Annotated in this window: 6 protein-coding genes; all 6 read left to right on the top strand. The window is 41.4% G+C overall.

Going from position 1 to position 15,630, the window contains the following annotated elements:
* The first annotated feature begins 212 nt into the window (after positions 1-212).
* The 6 genes from LVD16_RS10760 (at position 213) to LVD16_RS10785 (ending at position 15,630) form a co-directional block, all read left to right on the top strand.
* Positions 213-4,313 (top strand): hybrid sensor histidine kinase/response regulator transcription factor, encoded by a 4,101-nt coding sequence (locus LVD16_RS10760; protein ID WP_233773948.1) that lies wholly within the window; start codon positions 213-215, stop codon positions 4,311-4,313.
* Positions 4,314-4,496: 183 nt separating this feature from the next.
* Positions 4,497-7,337: a TIM-barrel domain-containing protein gene (locus LVD16_RS10765; RefSeq protein WP_233773949.1), complete on the top strand. Its 2,841-nt coding sequence runs from the start codon at positions 4,497-4,499 to the stop codon at positions 7,335-7,337.
* Positions 7,338-7,475: 138 nt separating this feature from the next.
* The gene (locus LVD16_RS10770) at positions 7,476-10,580 is read left to right on the top strand and encodes a SusC/RagA family TonB-linked outer membrane protein (RefSeq protein WP_233773950.1); all 3,105 of its coding nucleotides are present in this window, start codon (positions 7,476-7,478) and stop codon (positions 10,578-10,580) included.
* A 12-nt stretch (positions 10,581-10,592) separates the two neighbouring features.
* The gene (locus tag LVD16_RS10775) at positions 10,593-12,179 is read left to right on the top strand and encodes a RagB/SusD family nutrient uptake outer membrane protein (protein WP_233773951.1); all 1,587 of its coding nucleotides are present in this window, start codon (positions 10,593-10,595) and stop codon (positions 12,177-12,179) included.
* A gap of 24 nt (positions 12,180-12,203) precedes the next feature.
* Complete coding sequence (locus tag LVD16_RS10780) at positions 12,204-14,063, top strand: hypothetical protein (RefSeq protein ID WP_233773952.1); 1,860 nt, start codon at positions 12,204-12,206, stop codon at positions 14,061-14,063.
* Between the two features lie 58 nt (positions 14,064-14,121).
* Complete coding sequence (locus LVD16_RS10785) at positions 14,122-15,630, top strand: cellulase family glycosylhydrolase (RefSeq protein WP_233773953.1); 1,509 nt, start codon at positions 14,122-14,124, stop codon at positions 15,628-15,630.

Here is a 15,630-nt window from a genome sequence, read left to right on the forward strand (position 1 = left end):
ATATAGTAAGTTGTAAGGGACGGGCAGAAATGCCCGTTTTTTTTATGCTGCTCAAAGCTCGCCCTTCTTACGGGTAGCTCACTTTTTTTAACCTGAAAGAAAACCTATATTTAACTTTACAAGTGTGAAAAATACACGAACTGATTTTTCATATTGTCTGTTTAAGGTTTGATTTATAGATAGTTAACTATGAATTGATTTAAGGTATTCCAATGAAGACCATTTCATTTTTAAAAATCTTTTTATTGCTCACATTCGTGCTATCCCTGGAAAGCAACGCCCAAATCCCTTTACCCTATCAGTTCGAACATTTAGATGTGAAAGATGGCCTTTCACATGGGCAAATCAACTGTTTTTTTAAAGATAGCAGAGGCTACGTGTGGATAGGAACCTCCACAGGCCTAAATCTATATAATGGTTATAGCATCAAGACCTTTAATAATCTTCCTGGTGATGCTCAGACCTTAAATGCTAATGATGTTGAAAGAATATCTGAAGATCCTGAAGGTAATATATGGGTGAGTACCTATCAGGGAATTGGTGTTTATAATCCTGTGAATGAGACTTTTAGTCAGAATATTGAGGCCTTTGTAGCTCAATACCAATTGCCCAATACTGATGTGTTTAAAATTCTTAAAGGTGATAGTGGTCAGTATTGGTTTCTGAATGAAAATGCAGGCGTCACCTATTTTAATGCCGAAAATGGAGAAACTAAGCATATCAAACTCAGTACTTCAGAGGTGTCTGATATTCAGCTGGATGGCAACGGTGATCTGTGGGCTATTCACACCAATGGCCTATTACAAAAGATTGATCATCAAAAGCTGCAAGTTAGATCTACCTATTCGGAATTAGCTCATGTTGTGGCGTCTCAAGAGGTTGATTATCAGTTTAATATTGATGCTGATGGTCATTTATGGATTTATCAGCCTAATTATAGCAGAGGCGTTTATTTCTTTGAACCACAGTCCGGGCGATTGACTCATTACAGCAAAAACATCAAAGAACATAAGTTGGATAATGATCTGGTGACAGGTGTGGTAGAAGTTTCTCCTGGTATAATATGGGTAGGAACCAACCATGGAGGCATCAATGTGATTGATAAAAAGCAGAACACCATTAAATATCTGGTTCATCACCCTGAAGTGCCCAATAGCTTGTCTCATAACAGTGTATACTCTTTATATAAAGACGAGGATGATATTATCTGGGTAGGAACCTATAAGAACGGTATCAACTTTTATCACAAGAATATTAAACGGTTCAATCATTATAAGCACCTGATTTCGGAGCCTGCCAGTTTACCATATAATGATATCAATCGCTTTGTGGAAGATGATGAAGGAAACTTATGGATGGGAACCAATGGTGGCGGTCTTCTTTATTTTAACCGACAAACAAATACCTTCAAACAATATAAAGCTGACCCTAATGACCCTAATAGTCTGAGTAGCGATGTAATTGTAAGCCTGTTGATAGATAAAGATAATGTCCTTTGGGTAGGCACGTACTTAGGAGGGTTGAATAGGTTTAATGGAAAAGGGTTTGATCACTTTCGGGAAGATAATCAGGATAGCACCAGCATTTCTGATGATAATGTGTGGGAGCTATTAGAAGATTCTTTTGGAAACCTCTGGGTGGGTACACTTGCCCATGGTGTGGATCTACTTAACCCTGATAATGAGCAATTTACTCATTATGATGTAGATACAGTTAATCAACGAAATTCATTACATTCCAATTACATATTAGCCCTGGAGGAAGACGCCAATGGCAATATCTGGGTAGGTGGAGGAAACGGGGTTGATGTTTTTAATCCCAAAACAGGCTACGAAAAGCATTTTCTCCATGACCCGAAAGATTCTCTGAGCCTGGCCAGCAACACAGTGCTATGCCTGCTCCATGATAGTGAAAATAGAATGTGGATGGGAACCCAGCAGGGACTAAATGTATATTCTCCTGAAGATGGTCTGTTTAGAAAATACACTACTCAAAATGGCCTTCCTCATAATACCATTCTCACCATTTTAGAAGCAAATGCTAATAGCATTTGGGTGAGTACACCCAATGGATTATCAAACATTGAACTATCTGAAAATGGAGAGGCCCGGTTTATTAATTATGATGAAAGTGATGGTCTTCAAGGCCGGGTTTTTAATGAAAACGCAGCCTATAAAACTTATGACGGAAAGCTCATATTCGGTGGGCCAGAAGGATTTAATATCTTCGATCCGGACAATATTGGTGAAAATGATCAGAAGCCAGAGGTGGTATTCACAGATTTTCAGCTGTTTAACAAAAGTGTAGAAGTAGGCGCAAAGGTTGATGACAGAGTGCTGCTCACAAAATCACTTTCATTTACTGATGGAATAACCTTAAATCATGATGAAAACGTATTTTCTATTGAGTTTGCAGCGCTAAACTTTCTTCATGCGGGTAAGAATAAATACAAGTATAAGTTGGAAGGGTTTGATAAGCAGTGGCGTACCACCTCATCCAGAAAAGTCACTTATACTAACCTTGATCCTGGGAATTACACCTTCAAAGTGCTGGCATCAAATAACGATGGCCTTTGGAATGATCAGGAAACCAACTTATCGATTCAGATTTTACCTCCTTTTTGGAAAACTACCTGGGCCTACGCTCTATATGCCATTATCATTTTAGGGGGCTTATACCTTACTCGCAGCATCATATTACAGCGTGAGCGTATGAAGTTTCAGATAGAGCAGGAGCGAAGAGAAGCGCGGCAGCTGCATGAATTGGATCTATTAAAAATTCGCTTTTTCACCAATGTAAGTCACGAATTTCGCACTCCTTTATCATTGATCCTGGCACCTTTAGAAAAGCTGCTGAAGAATGATAAAGATGATATGCAAAGTAAGCAGTATCAGATGATTCACCGGAATGCAAGGCGACTATTGAACCTGGTGAATCAGCTTTTGGATTTCAGAAAGCTGGAGGTAGATACTATAGATTTACATACTTCTGAAGGCAATATCGTGAAATTTATAGAAGAGTCAGTTCATTCTTTTTCTGATCTATCTGAAAATAAGAATGTTGAGTTGGTCTACGAGAGCACGATCAATGATTTTTTTGCCTCCTTCGACATGGATAAGCTGGAGAAGATACTGTTTAATCTACTTTCAAATGCCTTCAAATTCACCCCTCAAAATGGTAAAGTGCATGTACAGGTCAATGCCTATGAAAGTGACAGTGGCACAGAGGAGCTAAAAATACTGGAGGTAAAGGTAAGTGATACAGGCATTGGTATTTCAAAGGAGCAACAGGAGCTTATTTTCGATAGATTTTTCCGTAGTGATACACCAGGCAGTGTGGTGAACCAGGGGAGCGGCATCGGGCTATCCATTACAAAGGAGTTTGTGAAGATCCATGGAGGCACCGTGTCTGTAGAAAGTGAGCCAGGTGAGGGTACTTGCTTTACCGTGCGTATTCCGGTGAAAACGGTGCCGGCTCAGGAAGTGAAGAGCCAGTCTACTCCGGATCAGCCATTAAGTGAAACGGTACATTCAAAACCTTTGCATGATCAGGAAACACCTTTGGTACTTCTGGTGGAGGACAGTGAGGATTTTAGATTTTACCTGAAAGATAACCTTGGAGTACACTTTAAAATTATTGAGGCTAAAAATGGTAAAGATGGCTGGCAAAAGGCTTTAGCGAACCTTCCGGATTTAATAGTCAGTGATCTTTCTATGCCTGAGATGAATGGTGTGGAACTATGCGAGAAGGTAAAGTTAGACGCCAGAACCTCGCATATTCCATTTGTGCTGCTAACAGCGCATAGTGCTAATGATAAAAAGCTAAAGGGCCTAAATGTTGGGGCTGATGATTATGTCACCAAGCCCTTCAATTTTGAAATACTGCTTTCCAGGGTTAAGAACCTCATACAGCAGCGCCAGGCTATGCAGGCCGTTTATAAAAAGAAGATAACGGTAGAAACCAGTGAAATAGACATCACCTCTCTGGATGATAAACTGATTCAGGATGCCATTAAAGTGGTGGAAGAAAATATTTCAAATCCAGACTTTTCTGTAGAGCAGCTCAGTCGAGAACTGGGCATGAGCAGAACACATTTGTATAAGAAGATGGTAGCCATTACTGGGAAAACACCAGTAGAGTTTATCAGAAAGATAAGGCTGGAGCGCGCTGCACAATTTCTACAAAAGAGCCAATTAACCGTAGCTGAAGTAGCCTATAAGGTGGGCTTCAATAATAGAAAGTATTTCTCCAAATACTTTAAAATGGAATACAATATCCTCCCTTCGGCTTACGCTGATCAGTATTCTAAATAAGAGGCCCTCTTTTTTACTTAAGAATCCCCTTTAAAACAATTTATACCCCAGAAATGGCTCTGTTAACCATTTGAGCCCTCATTTGAAACATTTGATACCCCTAAGAATACATCATTATTTCTACATTGGATCCTGCAAACGATTGATAATTGAGTGTTGCTGGATTTAAACCATGAATAAATAATGAAAGTAGTAAAGGCAAGTATTTTAATCTTACTGTGGTGTAGTCAACTGATATGCTTTAGTGCGGGAGACCCTGTTCTTCAAAGCTATGAAAAGCTACCCGACGGACTAATCCTGAAAATAAAACCTGCTGAAAAAGGACAGGCTCAGGTGGTGAAGCTAAGAGTGATTTCTGATAATATCATTCAGGTAGTTTCCACACCGCAAGCCAGTCTTTCTGAGGAGGAAAGTCTGATAGTGATCAATAATGAAGGATCTACTGACTGGCAATTTGCCGATGACAAGAATACCCTTGAGATCAATACTAAAACCTTAAATGTAAAAGTGTCTGCCGCTACCGGGCAGGTGTCATTTTACGATAAAAAAGGCAAGAAACTTTTGGGAGAATTGAAAGAAACCAATACTCAGGGTGGCAACTACAAGTTTGTTAAATATTTCAGCACTGATGATAGTGAAGCTTTTTACGGATTGGGTCAACATCAGGAAGGTATAATGAACTATAAGGGCTATCAGGTAGATCTTACACAATATAACTCAACAGCCGTGGTTCCTTTTGTGGTTTCTAACAAAAGCTATGGCATTCTGTGGGATAACTATTCTATTACGAAATTTGGAGATATCCGTCCTTATAAGCCTCTTTCATCATTTCAGTTGTATGATAATGAAGGTGAAAAAGGTGGACTTACAGCTACCTACGGCTATCAGAATAACAGTAAGCCACATGTGGTAAAGTCAGAAAATGAAATTGACTATGAATTTCTAAGCTCACTATCCAACATGCCTGAAGGTTATGACATGTCAAATGGTAAAATAGTGTGGGAAGGAAAAATAGAGAGTGATCAGACAGGTAAGCATACTTTTCTAATGCCTGCTGCCGGTTATGTGAAAATATGGATTGACGGTGAATTACTACTAGATAAATGGCGGGAAGCCTGGAATCCGGGATTTAACATTTTTAGAAAAGAATTAAAAGCCGGTACCAAAACTGATATTAAAATAGAATGGATTCCAGATGGAGGCCAGTCTTTTATTGCGCTAAGATATTTGCCACCTGTAGCTAAAGAAATGTCTGATAAGTTCGCTTTTGCCTCCGAAGGTGGAGAGCAAATGAGCTATTATTTCGTGCACGGTGAAGATTTGGATGAGGTAATTAGTGGCTATCGACAGCTTACTGGTTCTGCTCAGATAATGCCTAAATGGGCTATGGGTTTTTGGCAAAGTAGAGAGCGCTATAAAACTCAGGAGGAGATCATGACCACCATCAAGGAATTCAGAAAAAGACATATTCCTATCGATAACATAGTTCTCGACTGGTCTTACTGGAAGCAGGATGAATGGGGAAGCCAGGAGTTCGACGCAAGCCGTTTCCCTGATCCTGAGGGAATGATCAAAAGTCTGCATGATGATTACAATGCACATTTTATGATTTCCGTGTGGCCTAAGTTTTACGAGGGTATCGATAATTATAAGATGCTGAATGACAAAGGCTTACTCTATACTCAGAACATCAAGAACCGAGAAAGAGATTGGATAGGAGAAGGGTACGTATCAACCTTCTATGATGCCTATAACCCTGATGCGCGCCAATATTTCTGGGGCCTGCTAGACAAACACTTATTTTCTAAAGGTGTAGATGCCTGGTGGCTGGATGCCACTGAACCAGACATCCTTTCTAACTCATCCATAGAGCACAGAAAAACTTTGATGAACCCTACTTTCTTAGGCTCTGCCACCGATTATTTCAATGCCTACTCTGTAATGAATGCCAAAGGAATTTATGAGGGGCAAAGAGCGGAAGCCCCTAATCAAAGGGTATTTATCCTTACGCGTTCTGCCTTTGCCGGTTTGCAGCATTATGGTGCAGCCACCTGGAGCGGTGATATCTCTGGCAGGTTCGACGAACTGGAAAGACAAATACCTGCGGGCCTAAACTTCTCATTATCAGGGCTTCCTTATTGGACTACTGATATTGGCGGATTTTTCGTGGAGAATAAATATGACCGACCTGAGCCAAAAGGTGAAGCACTTGAAGAATGGAGAGAGCTGAACACACGTTGGTATCAGTATGGCACTTTCACGCCGCTTTATCGTTCTCACGGTCAATTTCCTTACAGAGAGGTGTTTAATATTGCCCCGGAAGATCATGCCGCCTATAAGTCAATTGTTTATTACAACAAGCTGAGATACAGGCTTATGCCGTACATCTATTCACTTACTGGTCAGGTATACCATCAGGATTATACCATCATGAGAGCGCTGGTAATGGACTTCCCTGAGGGTAAAGAAGTGGCTGAAATTGGCAATCAGTTTATGTTTGGCCCGGCACTTTTGATTAATCCTATAACTGAATACAAGGCCACAACCAGAGAAGTTTATCTACCCAAGTCAGCCGGATGGTATGATTTATATTCTGGAAAGTTCATCAAAGGTGGCCAGCACATCTCCGCAGATGCGCCATATGAGCGAATGCCTATTTATGTGAAGGCTGGTTCCATCATTCCTTTCGGTCCTGAAATAGAGTACACCACCCAAAAGCCAGCTGATGAAATTACGCTTTATGTATATCAGGGAGCCGATGGAGAATTTGAACTCTACGAGGATGAAAATGTGAACTATAACTATGAAAAAGGGAAGTTCAGCACCATCACTTTCAAGTATAACGAGGCCAATAAATCCCTGACCATTGGTGAAAGCAAAGGCCAGTTTGAAGGTATGCTTACTGAAAGAACCTTTAAGGTAGTGCCCGTGAGCCAGTCAAAAGCTCAGCCTTTAAATTTTAATGCTCAGCCTCAGCATACTGTCAAGTACACAGGCAAAGCAGTAACTCTTAAATTGAACTGATTCGAATAAATTAATAGTCTGATAATGAATGAAATACACTACGAATGGTGCGTCTGAATAGGTCCAGATAAACCTCACTTACTAAACTACAACAGCAGTGATTTCACTGCTGTGATTCAACTAATTAAACCTCATGATATGAAAAAAATACTACTGATGCTATTGTCATTTTGCTTCTGTGAAATGGCATATGCCCAACACACTGTAACAGGTAAAGTCTCCGCAGGCGGCGAGTCAGTACCTGGAGTTAGTGTAGTGGTGCAAGGAACTACTAAAGGTACTACCACAGACATTGAGGGTAAGTATTCTTTAGATGTAAACACGGGTAATGAAACCCTGGTGTTTTCATTTATCGGTTATTCTACCAAGGAGATAGCTATAAATGGACGAACAAGTATAGATGTGAATCTTGAAGAAGATATCACCGAGCTGCAAGAAGTGGTGGTGATAGGTTATGGTACTGTTCAAAAGAAACTTTTAACCGGAGCTACCGGCCAGGTAAAAGGTGATAAAATAGATCAGCTGAGCACTACCGGAACCTTAGATGCGCTTCAAGGTCAGATTGCCGGTGTCAATATCGCTGCTACCTCTGGCCAGCCAGGAGATAATTTAAAAGTTACTATCAGAGGTGCCGGTACCATAGGAGGCTCTAACCCACTGTATATTGTGGATGGTATTCAAACCGGTGATATTTCCTATTTAAATACCGCTGATATAGCCAGTATTGATGTGCTTAAGGATGCTGCCTCTGCTGCCATTTATGGAGCCCAAGCCGCTAACGGCGTAGTACTGATTACTACCAAAACAGGGTTTGCAGGAAAGGCAAAATTTAGCTTTGATAGCTATTACGGCGTTCAAGAGCCCTCTAAGCAGATTAGCATGCTCAACGCTAAAGAATATGCTGTGATCATGAATGAAGCGGCTATTAACTCTGGCAAGGTTCCTCATTTCACAGAGGAGGAAATAGATGCCATGGGAGAAGGCACTGATTGGATCGATGAAATGATGTACAACAATGCGGTAATGCAAAACTATGTGTTGGGTATTAACGGTGGATCTGATCGATCAATTTATTCATTATCAGGTACATATACCAGTCAGGATGGGATTGTTGGTGGACCTGGAGTATCCGAATATGAGAGATACTCTATCCGATTAAACAGTGAGCATAAGTTCTTCGATGATATTCTGACCTTTGGCCAGCACCTGACGGGAGCCTACATGAAGAAGAATGGTATTTCTGTAGGAAACCAATATAACAACACTTTGAGGGGAGCTTATAATACCAGCCCTTTCCTGCCAATGTATGATGATGATGGAAACTTCCTGAATAATACAGCAGGTGTTGGTGTCATGTATAACGGTGAGCCGTGGCAGCCATGGTTCAACGGCGAGAGTAATCCCTACGCCAATATGATCCTCAATAATCAGAGAAACAATAACAATCAGAAAGTATTCGGAGATTTCTATGCGGAGGTAGAGCCTATAAAGAATTTGAAATTCAAAACACGCTTTGCATATGATTACTACGTATCCGAAAGTAGAAGCTATCTACCTGAATATGAGTTATCTATATATAGTCAAAGATTATTTGATCAGGCAAGTCAGGGAATGAGTAAAGGTATAGCCCTTACCTGGGATAATACGCTTACTTATGATTTAAAAGTAAACCAGCATAACCTAAGCTTTCTATTGGGCACTTCGGCGTATAGTAACAAGAGCAACTGGATCAATATTTCAAATGCCGGATTAATCTTTTCAGATCTTGATCATGCTTTTATTGATAATACTACTAACACTGATTTTACTCGCCTCTCATTTGGAGGAGGTCCGTCTGATCCTTATAAATTACTCTCTCTATTCGGAAGATTGACCTATGATTATGCTGGTAAATACCTTTTCAATGCCACACTAAGAAGAGATGGTTCTTCCAATTTCGCAGAAGGAAACAGGATAGGTTATTTCCCCTCTGTATCGGCAGGTTGGGTGCTTTCTGAAGAGGACTTTTGGTCTGGAGCACCAGAATTTTTAGGTTTTATGAAGCTTAGAGGTAGCTGGGGTCAGGTGGGTAATGCCAATATTAGTGCCTTTCAATACTTGGCTCCTGTAAGCATTGGTACATCTAACTACTATTTCGGAATAGAAGATTTTAATGCTTCCGGAAATGCCATTGGTGCTTACCCTTCTCGCTTGCCAAATACAGAAGTAAAATGGGAAACTTCGGAGCAGATAAATATTGGTTTAGATGCCATGATGTTTCAAGGCAGGTTAGAAGCCAACATTGACTGGTATAAAAAGACCACTATTGATTGGCTTTTACAGAAGCCAGGTTATGCCACTGATGGAGCAGATGCTCCCTTCTTCAATGGAGGAAAGGTGGAGAACAAAGGGATAGAACTAGTGCTATCCTGGCAAGATCAGATCGGTGATGTCAATTACTTTGTAACCTTAACAGGGTCTAAAAACAAGAATACCGTTAAAGAAGTACCCACAGAAGATGGTATCATCCATGGTCTTACTAACATGTTATATGATAACGCCGGGGAGTTCTATCACAGAGCTAAAACAGGCTATCCTATCGGGTATTTCTGGGGCTGGGAGACTAATGGTATTTTTCAAAACGAAGAGCAAGTGGCTTCCTACAGAAACTCTGAAGGCACGCAAATACAGCCCAATGCTAAGCCAGGTGATCTGATCTATGTAGATCAGGATGGCAATGGCGTAATCAACGATGCTGATAAGGGAATGATAGGTGATCCTAACCCTGATTACACTTACAGCTTAAATTTTGGATTTGATTATAAAGGTTTTGACTTTTCTGTAATGGGTTATGGTGTAGCTGGTAATCAGCTCGTACAGTCTTATAGAAACCATGCTAATGCCTATTCTAACTACACCACGGCTATCTTAGGCAGGTGGCACGGAGAGGGTACTTCCAATAGCACTCCTAGAGTAACAGAAACTAATGTTAACTACCAGTTTTCAGACATTTTCGTGCAGGATGGAGACTTCTTCAGAATCAATAACATGACGTTAGGTTACAACTTCACTTCTCTGCTTCAAACTAAGTTTTTTACGAAAGTTCGCTTGTACGCCACCGTGCAAAATGCCTTTGTATTCACAAAATATGATGGTATGGATCCAGAGGTAGGTTACGGCCTTGAAAACGGCTCTTCAGGTGTAGATGTAGGGTATTATCCCAGACCGAGAACGTACATGCTAGGTTTAAACGTGAACTTTTAATCGAATATAGTCATGAAAAACATACATATATATTTACTGGTAATGATTACGGCTGTGTTCACCAGTGGCTGTTCTGAGTTTTTAGATACTGAGCCGCTCACCACCGTAACGGATGAAAACTTTTATAAAACCAAAGAAGATGCTGAGATGGCCATCATCGGTTGTTATGATGGGGTGCAAGTGCTCTATGCGTCTGGGGTAGCCTTTCCGGTACTTTCAGAAGTGATGTCAGATAACTGCTTTGGAGGTACAGGAAACAATGACGGTCTTGGGTATCAGGTGATTGATCAGTTTGATCTTTCAGTATCTTCAGGTGAAGTTAATCAGCTGAATGACAACTGGGTAGCCTACTACCGAGCCATTTACAGAATGAATGTATTGCTTCAAAAAATGGAGCAGATAGACTGGGAGGGGGATGATGCTTATAGAAATAATATAGAGGCACAAGCCAGGTTCTTAAGAGCATATTGCTATTTCGATATGGTCAGAATTTGGGAGAGTGTTCCCTTAGTTACTGAGCCCGTAAGTGGTAATATCCCACAATCCACTCCTGATGAAATCTACAAAGTGATTGCTGAAGATCTAAAATTCGCAGCTGAAAATGGTAGCACCGCTGTGCAGCCAGGGCGAATCAATCAGTATGCAGCTAAAGCTTATTTGGCCAGAGTGTTCTTATTTTATACAGGTTACTATGGACAGGATAATCTGGCTGGGATCTCTAAAAGTGAGGTGATGCAAGGTGTTGAAGACATCATTAACGCAGGATCTTACTCCTTGCTTGATGAATTTAAAAACCTATGGCCTGCGGCATCCTCTGAGCCTAATGAGGCTGGTGATGCACTAACTACTACCTATGCAGGAAAAGACAATGCTGAAACTATCTTCTCCATTAAATATAACATCACTTCGGATTATGATGGTAATACAGATGGTAATCACTGGCTGGTGATGCTGGGCTTAAGATCGCAATCATTCAGTCCTTACGGAAAAGGATGGGGTGGTGCCACGGTAAACCCGCAATTATATACCGCCTACCAGGGTGAGGATGAAAGAAGAGATGCTTCAATCATAGCCATTGAAGAGGAAGAATTAGATTTTGATAATTCTGATCAAAGAGAATTTACTGGCTATTCTATCAAAAAATATACACCGCTATCTAACCCTGATGGTACCGATGTGGCCGAAGCCAATGGAGGTACTAACTTCCAGATAGGCCAGTTTCAGGATTATGTTGTAATGAGATATGCTGATGTGCTACTTATGGCAGCAGAACTGGGATCGGCCAATGCCCAAACTTATTACGATGAAGTGAGAACCAGAGCCGGACTGGAAACCAGGCCAGCGAGCTTCAATAATATCATGCAAGAGAGAAGGTTTGAGTTTGCTTTTGAAGGCCTTCGTTATTGGGATCTGCTCCGTCAGGGGGTTGAAGTAGCTGCTAATGCCATTGCAGAGGAAACCACCGTGATGAATGGTGGCGTGCCTACCGATAAAACTATCGTAGCGCAGGATATTATTGAAACAAGAGGATTCTCCATGATTCCCCAAAACCAGATTACCCGTTCTGGTGGACTGCTGGAACAGAATCAAGGTTGGTAATCATCACATTTAAAGACAATCACAATGAAAAATCAATTATATAAATATCCTCTCTTTATTCTTCTGCTAAGCACCCTTTTTATGGCCTGTCAGCCAGAGGAGTTTGAGCTGGGAGAAAAGGTAGATAAATCTGAATTACAGTTCGAAATATACCAGGATACTGAAGATCCTAATATGGTGATTTTGAATAGTTTAACACCCAATGTTACACCACTCTGGACTACACCAATGGGACGATCTACACGTGTAAATGATACCGTAAGGCTGGCCTTTTCAGGTAACTATAAGTTCGTTTACGGTGTGCAAAGCGCAGGTGCTTACATTACCAGTGATACTGTAGAGGTAAATATTACCACTATGAACCTAAGCTATGTAAATGATCCTCTTTGGGAGAAGCTTACTGGCGGCGTAGGAGAGTCTAAAACATGGGTGCTGGATCTGGATGAAGAGGGCGTATCCAAATATTTCAATGGTCCGATGTATTTCTACGGCAGTGATAATGGCTGGCTGTTGGGTGGCGGTCCATTTGATAGTAATGCTACAGGTTGCTATGGTGAAGATTGCTGGACCTGGCCGGCTGATTGGGCTGGAAACCAGTGGATAGCAGATCTTGGAGACTATGATGAAATGACATTCAGCCTTATAGATGGTGCTAAACTTACGGCTAACCACAATATGATTCCCGCCAGAGGACTTGAATCAGGTACTTTCTTCTTAGATGCAGATGCCAAAACTCTGTCTACCAGTGATGTCACTGCTCTTCACACGCCTAATAATGATGCCTGTGTGGATGACTGGTATCATGCAAAAGTACTATCACTTACTGATGATTATATGCAGCTGGGCTTTGTCAGAAAAGAATCTTGCGATGGTGTGGCCCTTTTGGTATTCAACTATATTTCTAAAGAATATTCAGAAAACTGGGTTCCGGAAGATCAACCCGAACCAGAGCCTACCTTGCCTGATGGCTGGCTGGATGATGTATCACGCATCACAAATAGCGAACTCACCTGGAAACTTTCTCCGGAAACACCATTTAACTGGACCAGTCTGGACGGTACTTTCCTTAACAATTGGAGTAGTCCGGCAGACTATCCTGCCTGGTCAGGGTTCGATGCAAACGTACCAGCCACCTATGAAGACTTTGAGCTGACCTTTAATTCAGATGACTACACCGTGGAGTATGTTGATCCTAGCGGCAATGTTACAAATGGCACTTACACGCTAGATGAAAACGGTGTCTACACCTTTGATGGAGTACAGCCTAGCTTTGATATTGGTTCGGCTATAGACCTAAACACTACTGCTGAAAATCAGTGGAGAATTTTAAAGATTGAAAGAGATGGTAGTAATGTTTCAGGAATGTGGGTAGGTGCTCGAGATCCTGAGAAACCAGAATACCTTGCCTACCATTTAATTCTGGATGGCAGCGGTGGCTCCGGAGAGCCTGAAGGCACAGCAGTAACATTCGATAATGCCAAGCTCGCTTTTGGTGATCTTGAAGGTAATGGCAACTTAAGACTTGAGCTATTCAATGAATTCGGTAGCACCTTCACAGACCCACCTTTAAATCCTGCTGATATTGTTTTCAGTAACAAAATTGAAATCACGTTCACTTTATCCGGTATTTCGCTCACTAGTGGAGCCGCAGGCAGCTATAATACATCTATGTATATGGCTGATGCTGATTGGTCTCCGCAGTACACCGGTGACGGAGCCGGTGAGGTTACAGTAAACGGAGATGGTACCTACACGGTATTCGTAGAGCCTGGTGCTACCTTCGATACTGCCAAAGTATTCGTGATAGATATTCTGAATATGGCTACTGATATTGAAGATTTAGGTACAGTTACAGCTACTGTAGATAATATCACCATTTACTAAACTCATCATGGCAGGAACACATTTTCAAGGTTCCTGCCTCTTTTTTAATATACATCGAATGAAAAATCTAGTTAAGTATTGTTTGGTTCTCAGTTATCTTTTGTGTCCATTTTTAGTAAGCTGCGGAGAAGATGATGGTGGGGAAACGCCACCGCCGGATGAAGTTACCCTTTCCATTGCGGCCAATTCCTTTGCGTTTGGTGCTGAAGGAGGCACTCATGATACTGATATCTCCAGTAACGCTATTTGGAAAATAGAATATGACAATGCCTTATGGGCGAGACCATCCATCCAAACTGCTAAAGGAAATGCCACCATCACTATCACTGCAGATGCTAATGAATCTACTGATGAAAGAAGCATGACCTTCACCCTAACCAGCACTGGTGCAGATGATATCTCCATCACTTTAACCCAAGAGGCAGCGGAAGAGGAGGAAACAGAGCCCGAAAAAGCTGATTTTATAGAGCCTGATAATACTGACATGAGAGCGCTTACTTCGCTTGAGATGTCGGCAGAAATGGGCATCGGTTGGAATCTGGGCAACTCTTTAGAAGCGATTTCTGCTAATGGCGGTGTGTTCTCTGGCAATGAAACCAGCTGGGGTAATCCTTTGGTTACTAAGCAATTAATAGATTCTGTAAAAGCAGCCGGTTTTAACACCGTAAGAATCCCTGTATCATGGTCTCATATGTTTGATAACGAAGGCACCTATAAAATTAGCTACGCCTGGAAACAACGCGTGGAGGAAGTGGTGAATTATGTGCTGGCTAATGATATGTATGCCATTATCAATATCCACTGGGACGGTGGCTGGATGGATCATCCATTCTATGATAATCAGGAAGGCATCAATACCAGACTGGATGCTATGTGGAAACAAATAGCAGTTTACTTCAGAGATTATGATGATCATCTACTCTTTGCAGGTACTAATGAGGTTCATGAAGAAGGTAATTATAATGCGCCATCTGAGGAGAACGTGGAGGTGCAAAACTCTTTTAATCAGACCTTTGTGAATACGGTTCGGGCTACAGGAGGTAGAAATACCTACAGACACCTGATAGTGCAGGGCTTTAACACCAATATTGATCACACCGTGAGTGGTTTCGTGGTACCTGAGGACGATACCGATGACCGAATGATGGTGGAAGTACATTTCTATGATCCTTATCAATTTGCTCTGGAAGAAAACGGCTCTACTTCACTTTGGGGTGATGATAATTCCGGAAGCGCTGGTCATGCTGGCTGGGGAGATGAGGCCTGGGTAGATGCGCAGTTTGCGAAGATGAAAACCAACTTTGTAGATCAGGGCTATGGTGTTATTCTGGGTGAGTTTGGAGCTATCTACAGAGCCAATCCTGCGAATGCCACTTTAGCCGAACACGTGGATTCCAGAAACTATTATTTGAATTACGTTACCGCCGCGGCACTTGAAAATGACTTAGTCCCTGTTTATTGGGATAATGGAAATACTGGAGATAACGGCTTTGGATTATTCAATCGGTCAACGGGTGATAAAGCCCATGCTGATGCCATTGAAGCTATTGTTTCTGCCGAAGATTAA

Source organism: Fulvivirga ligni (assembly GCF_021389935.1).
Classification (GTDB): domain Bacteria; phylum Bacteroidota; class Bacteroidia; order Cytophagales; family Cyclobacteriaceae; genus Fulvivirga; species Fulvivirga ligni.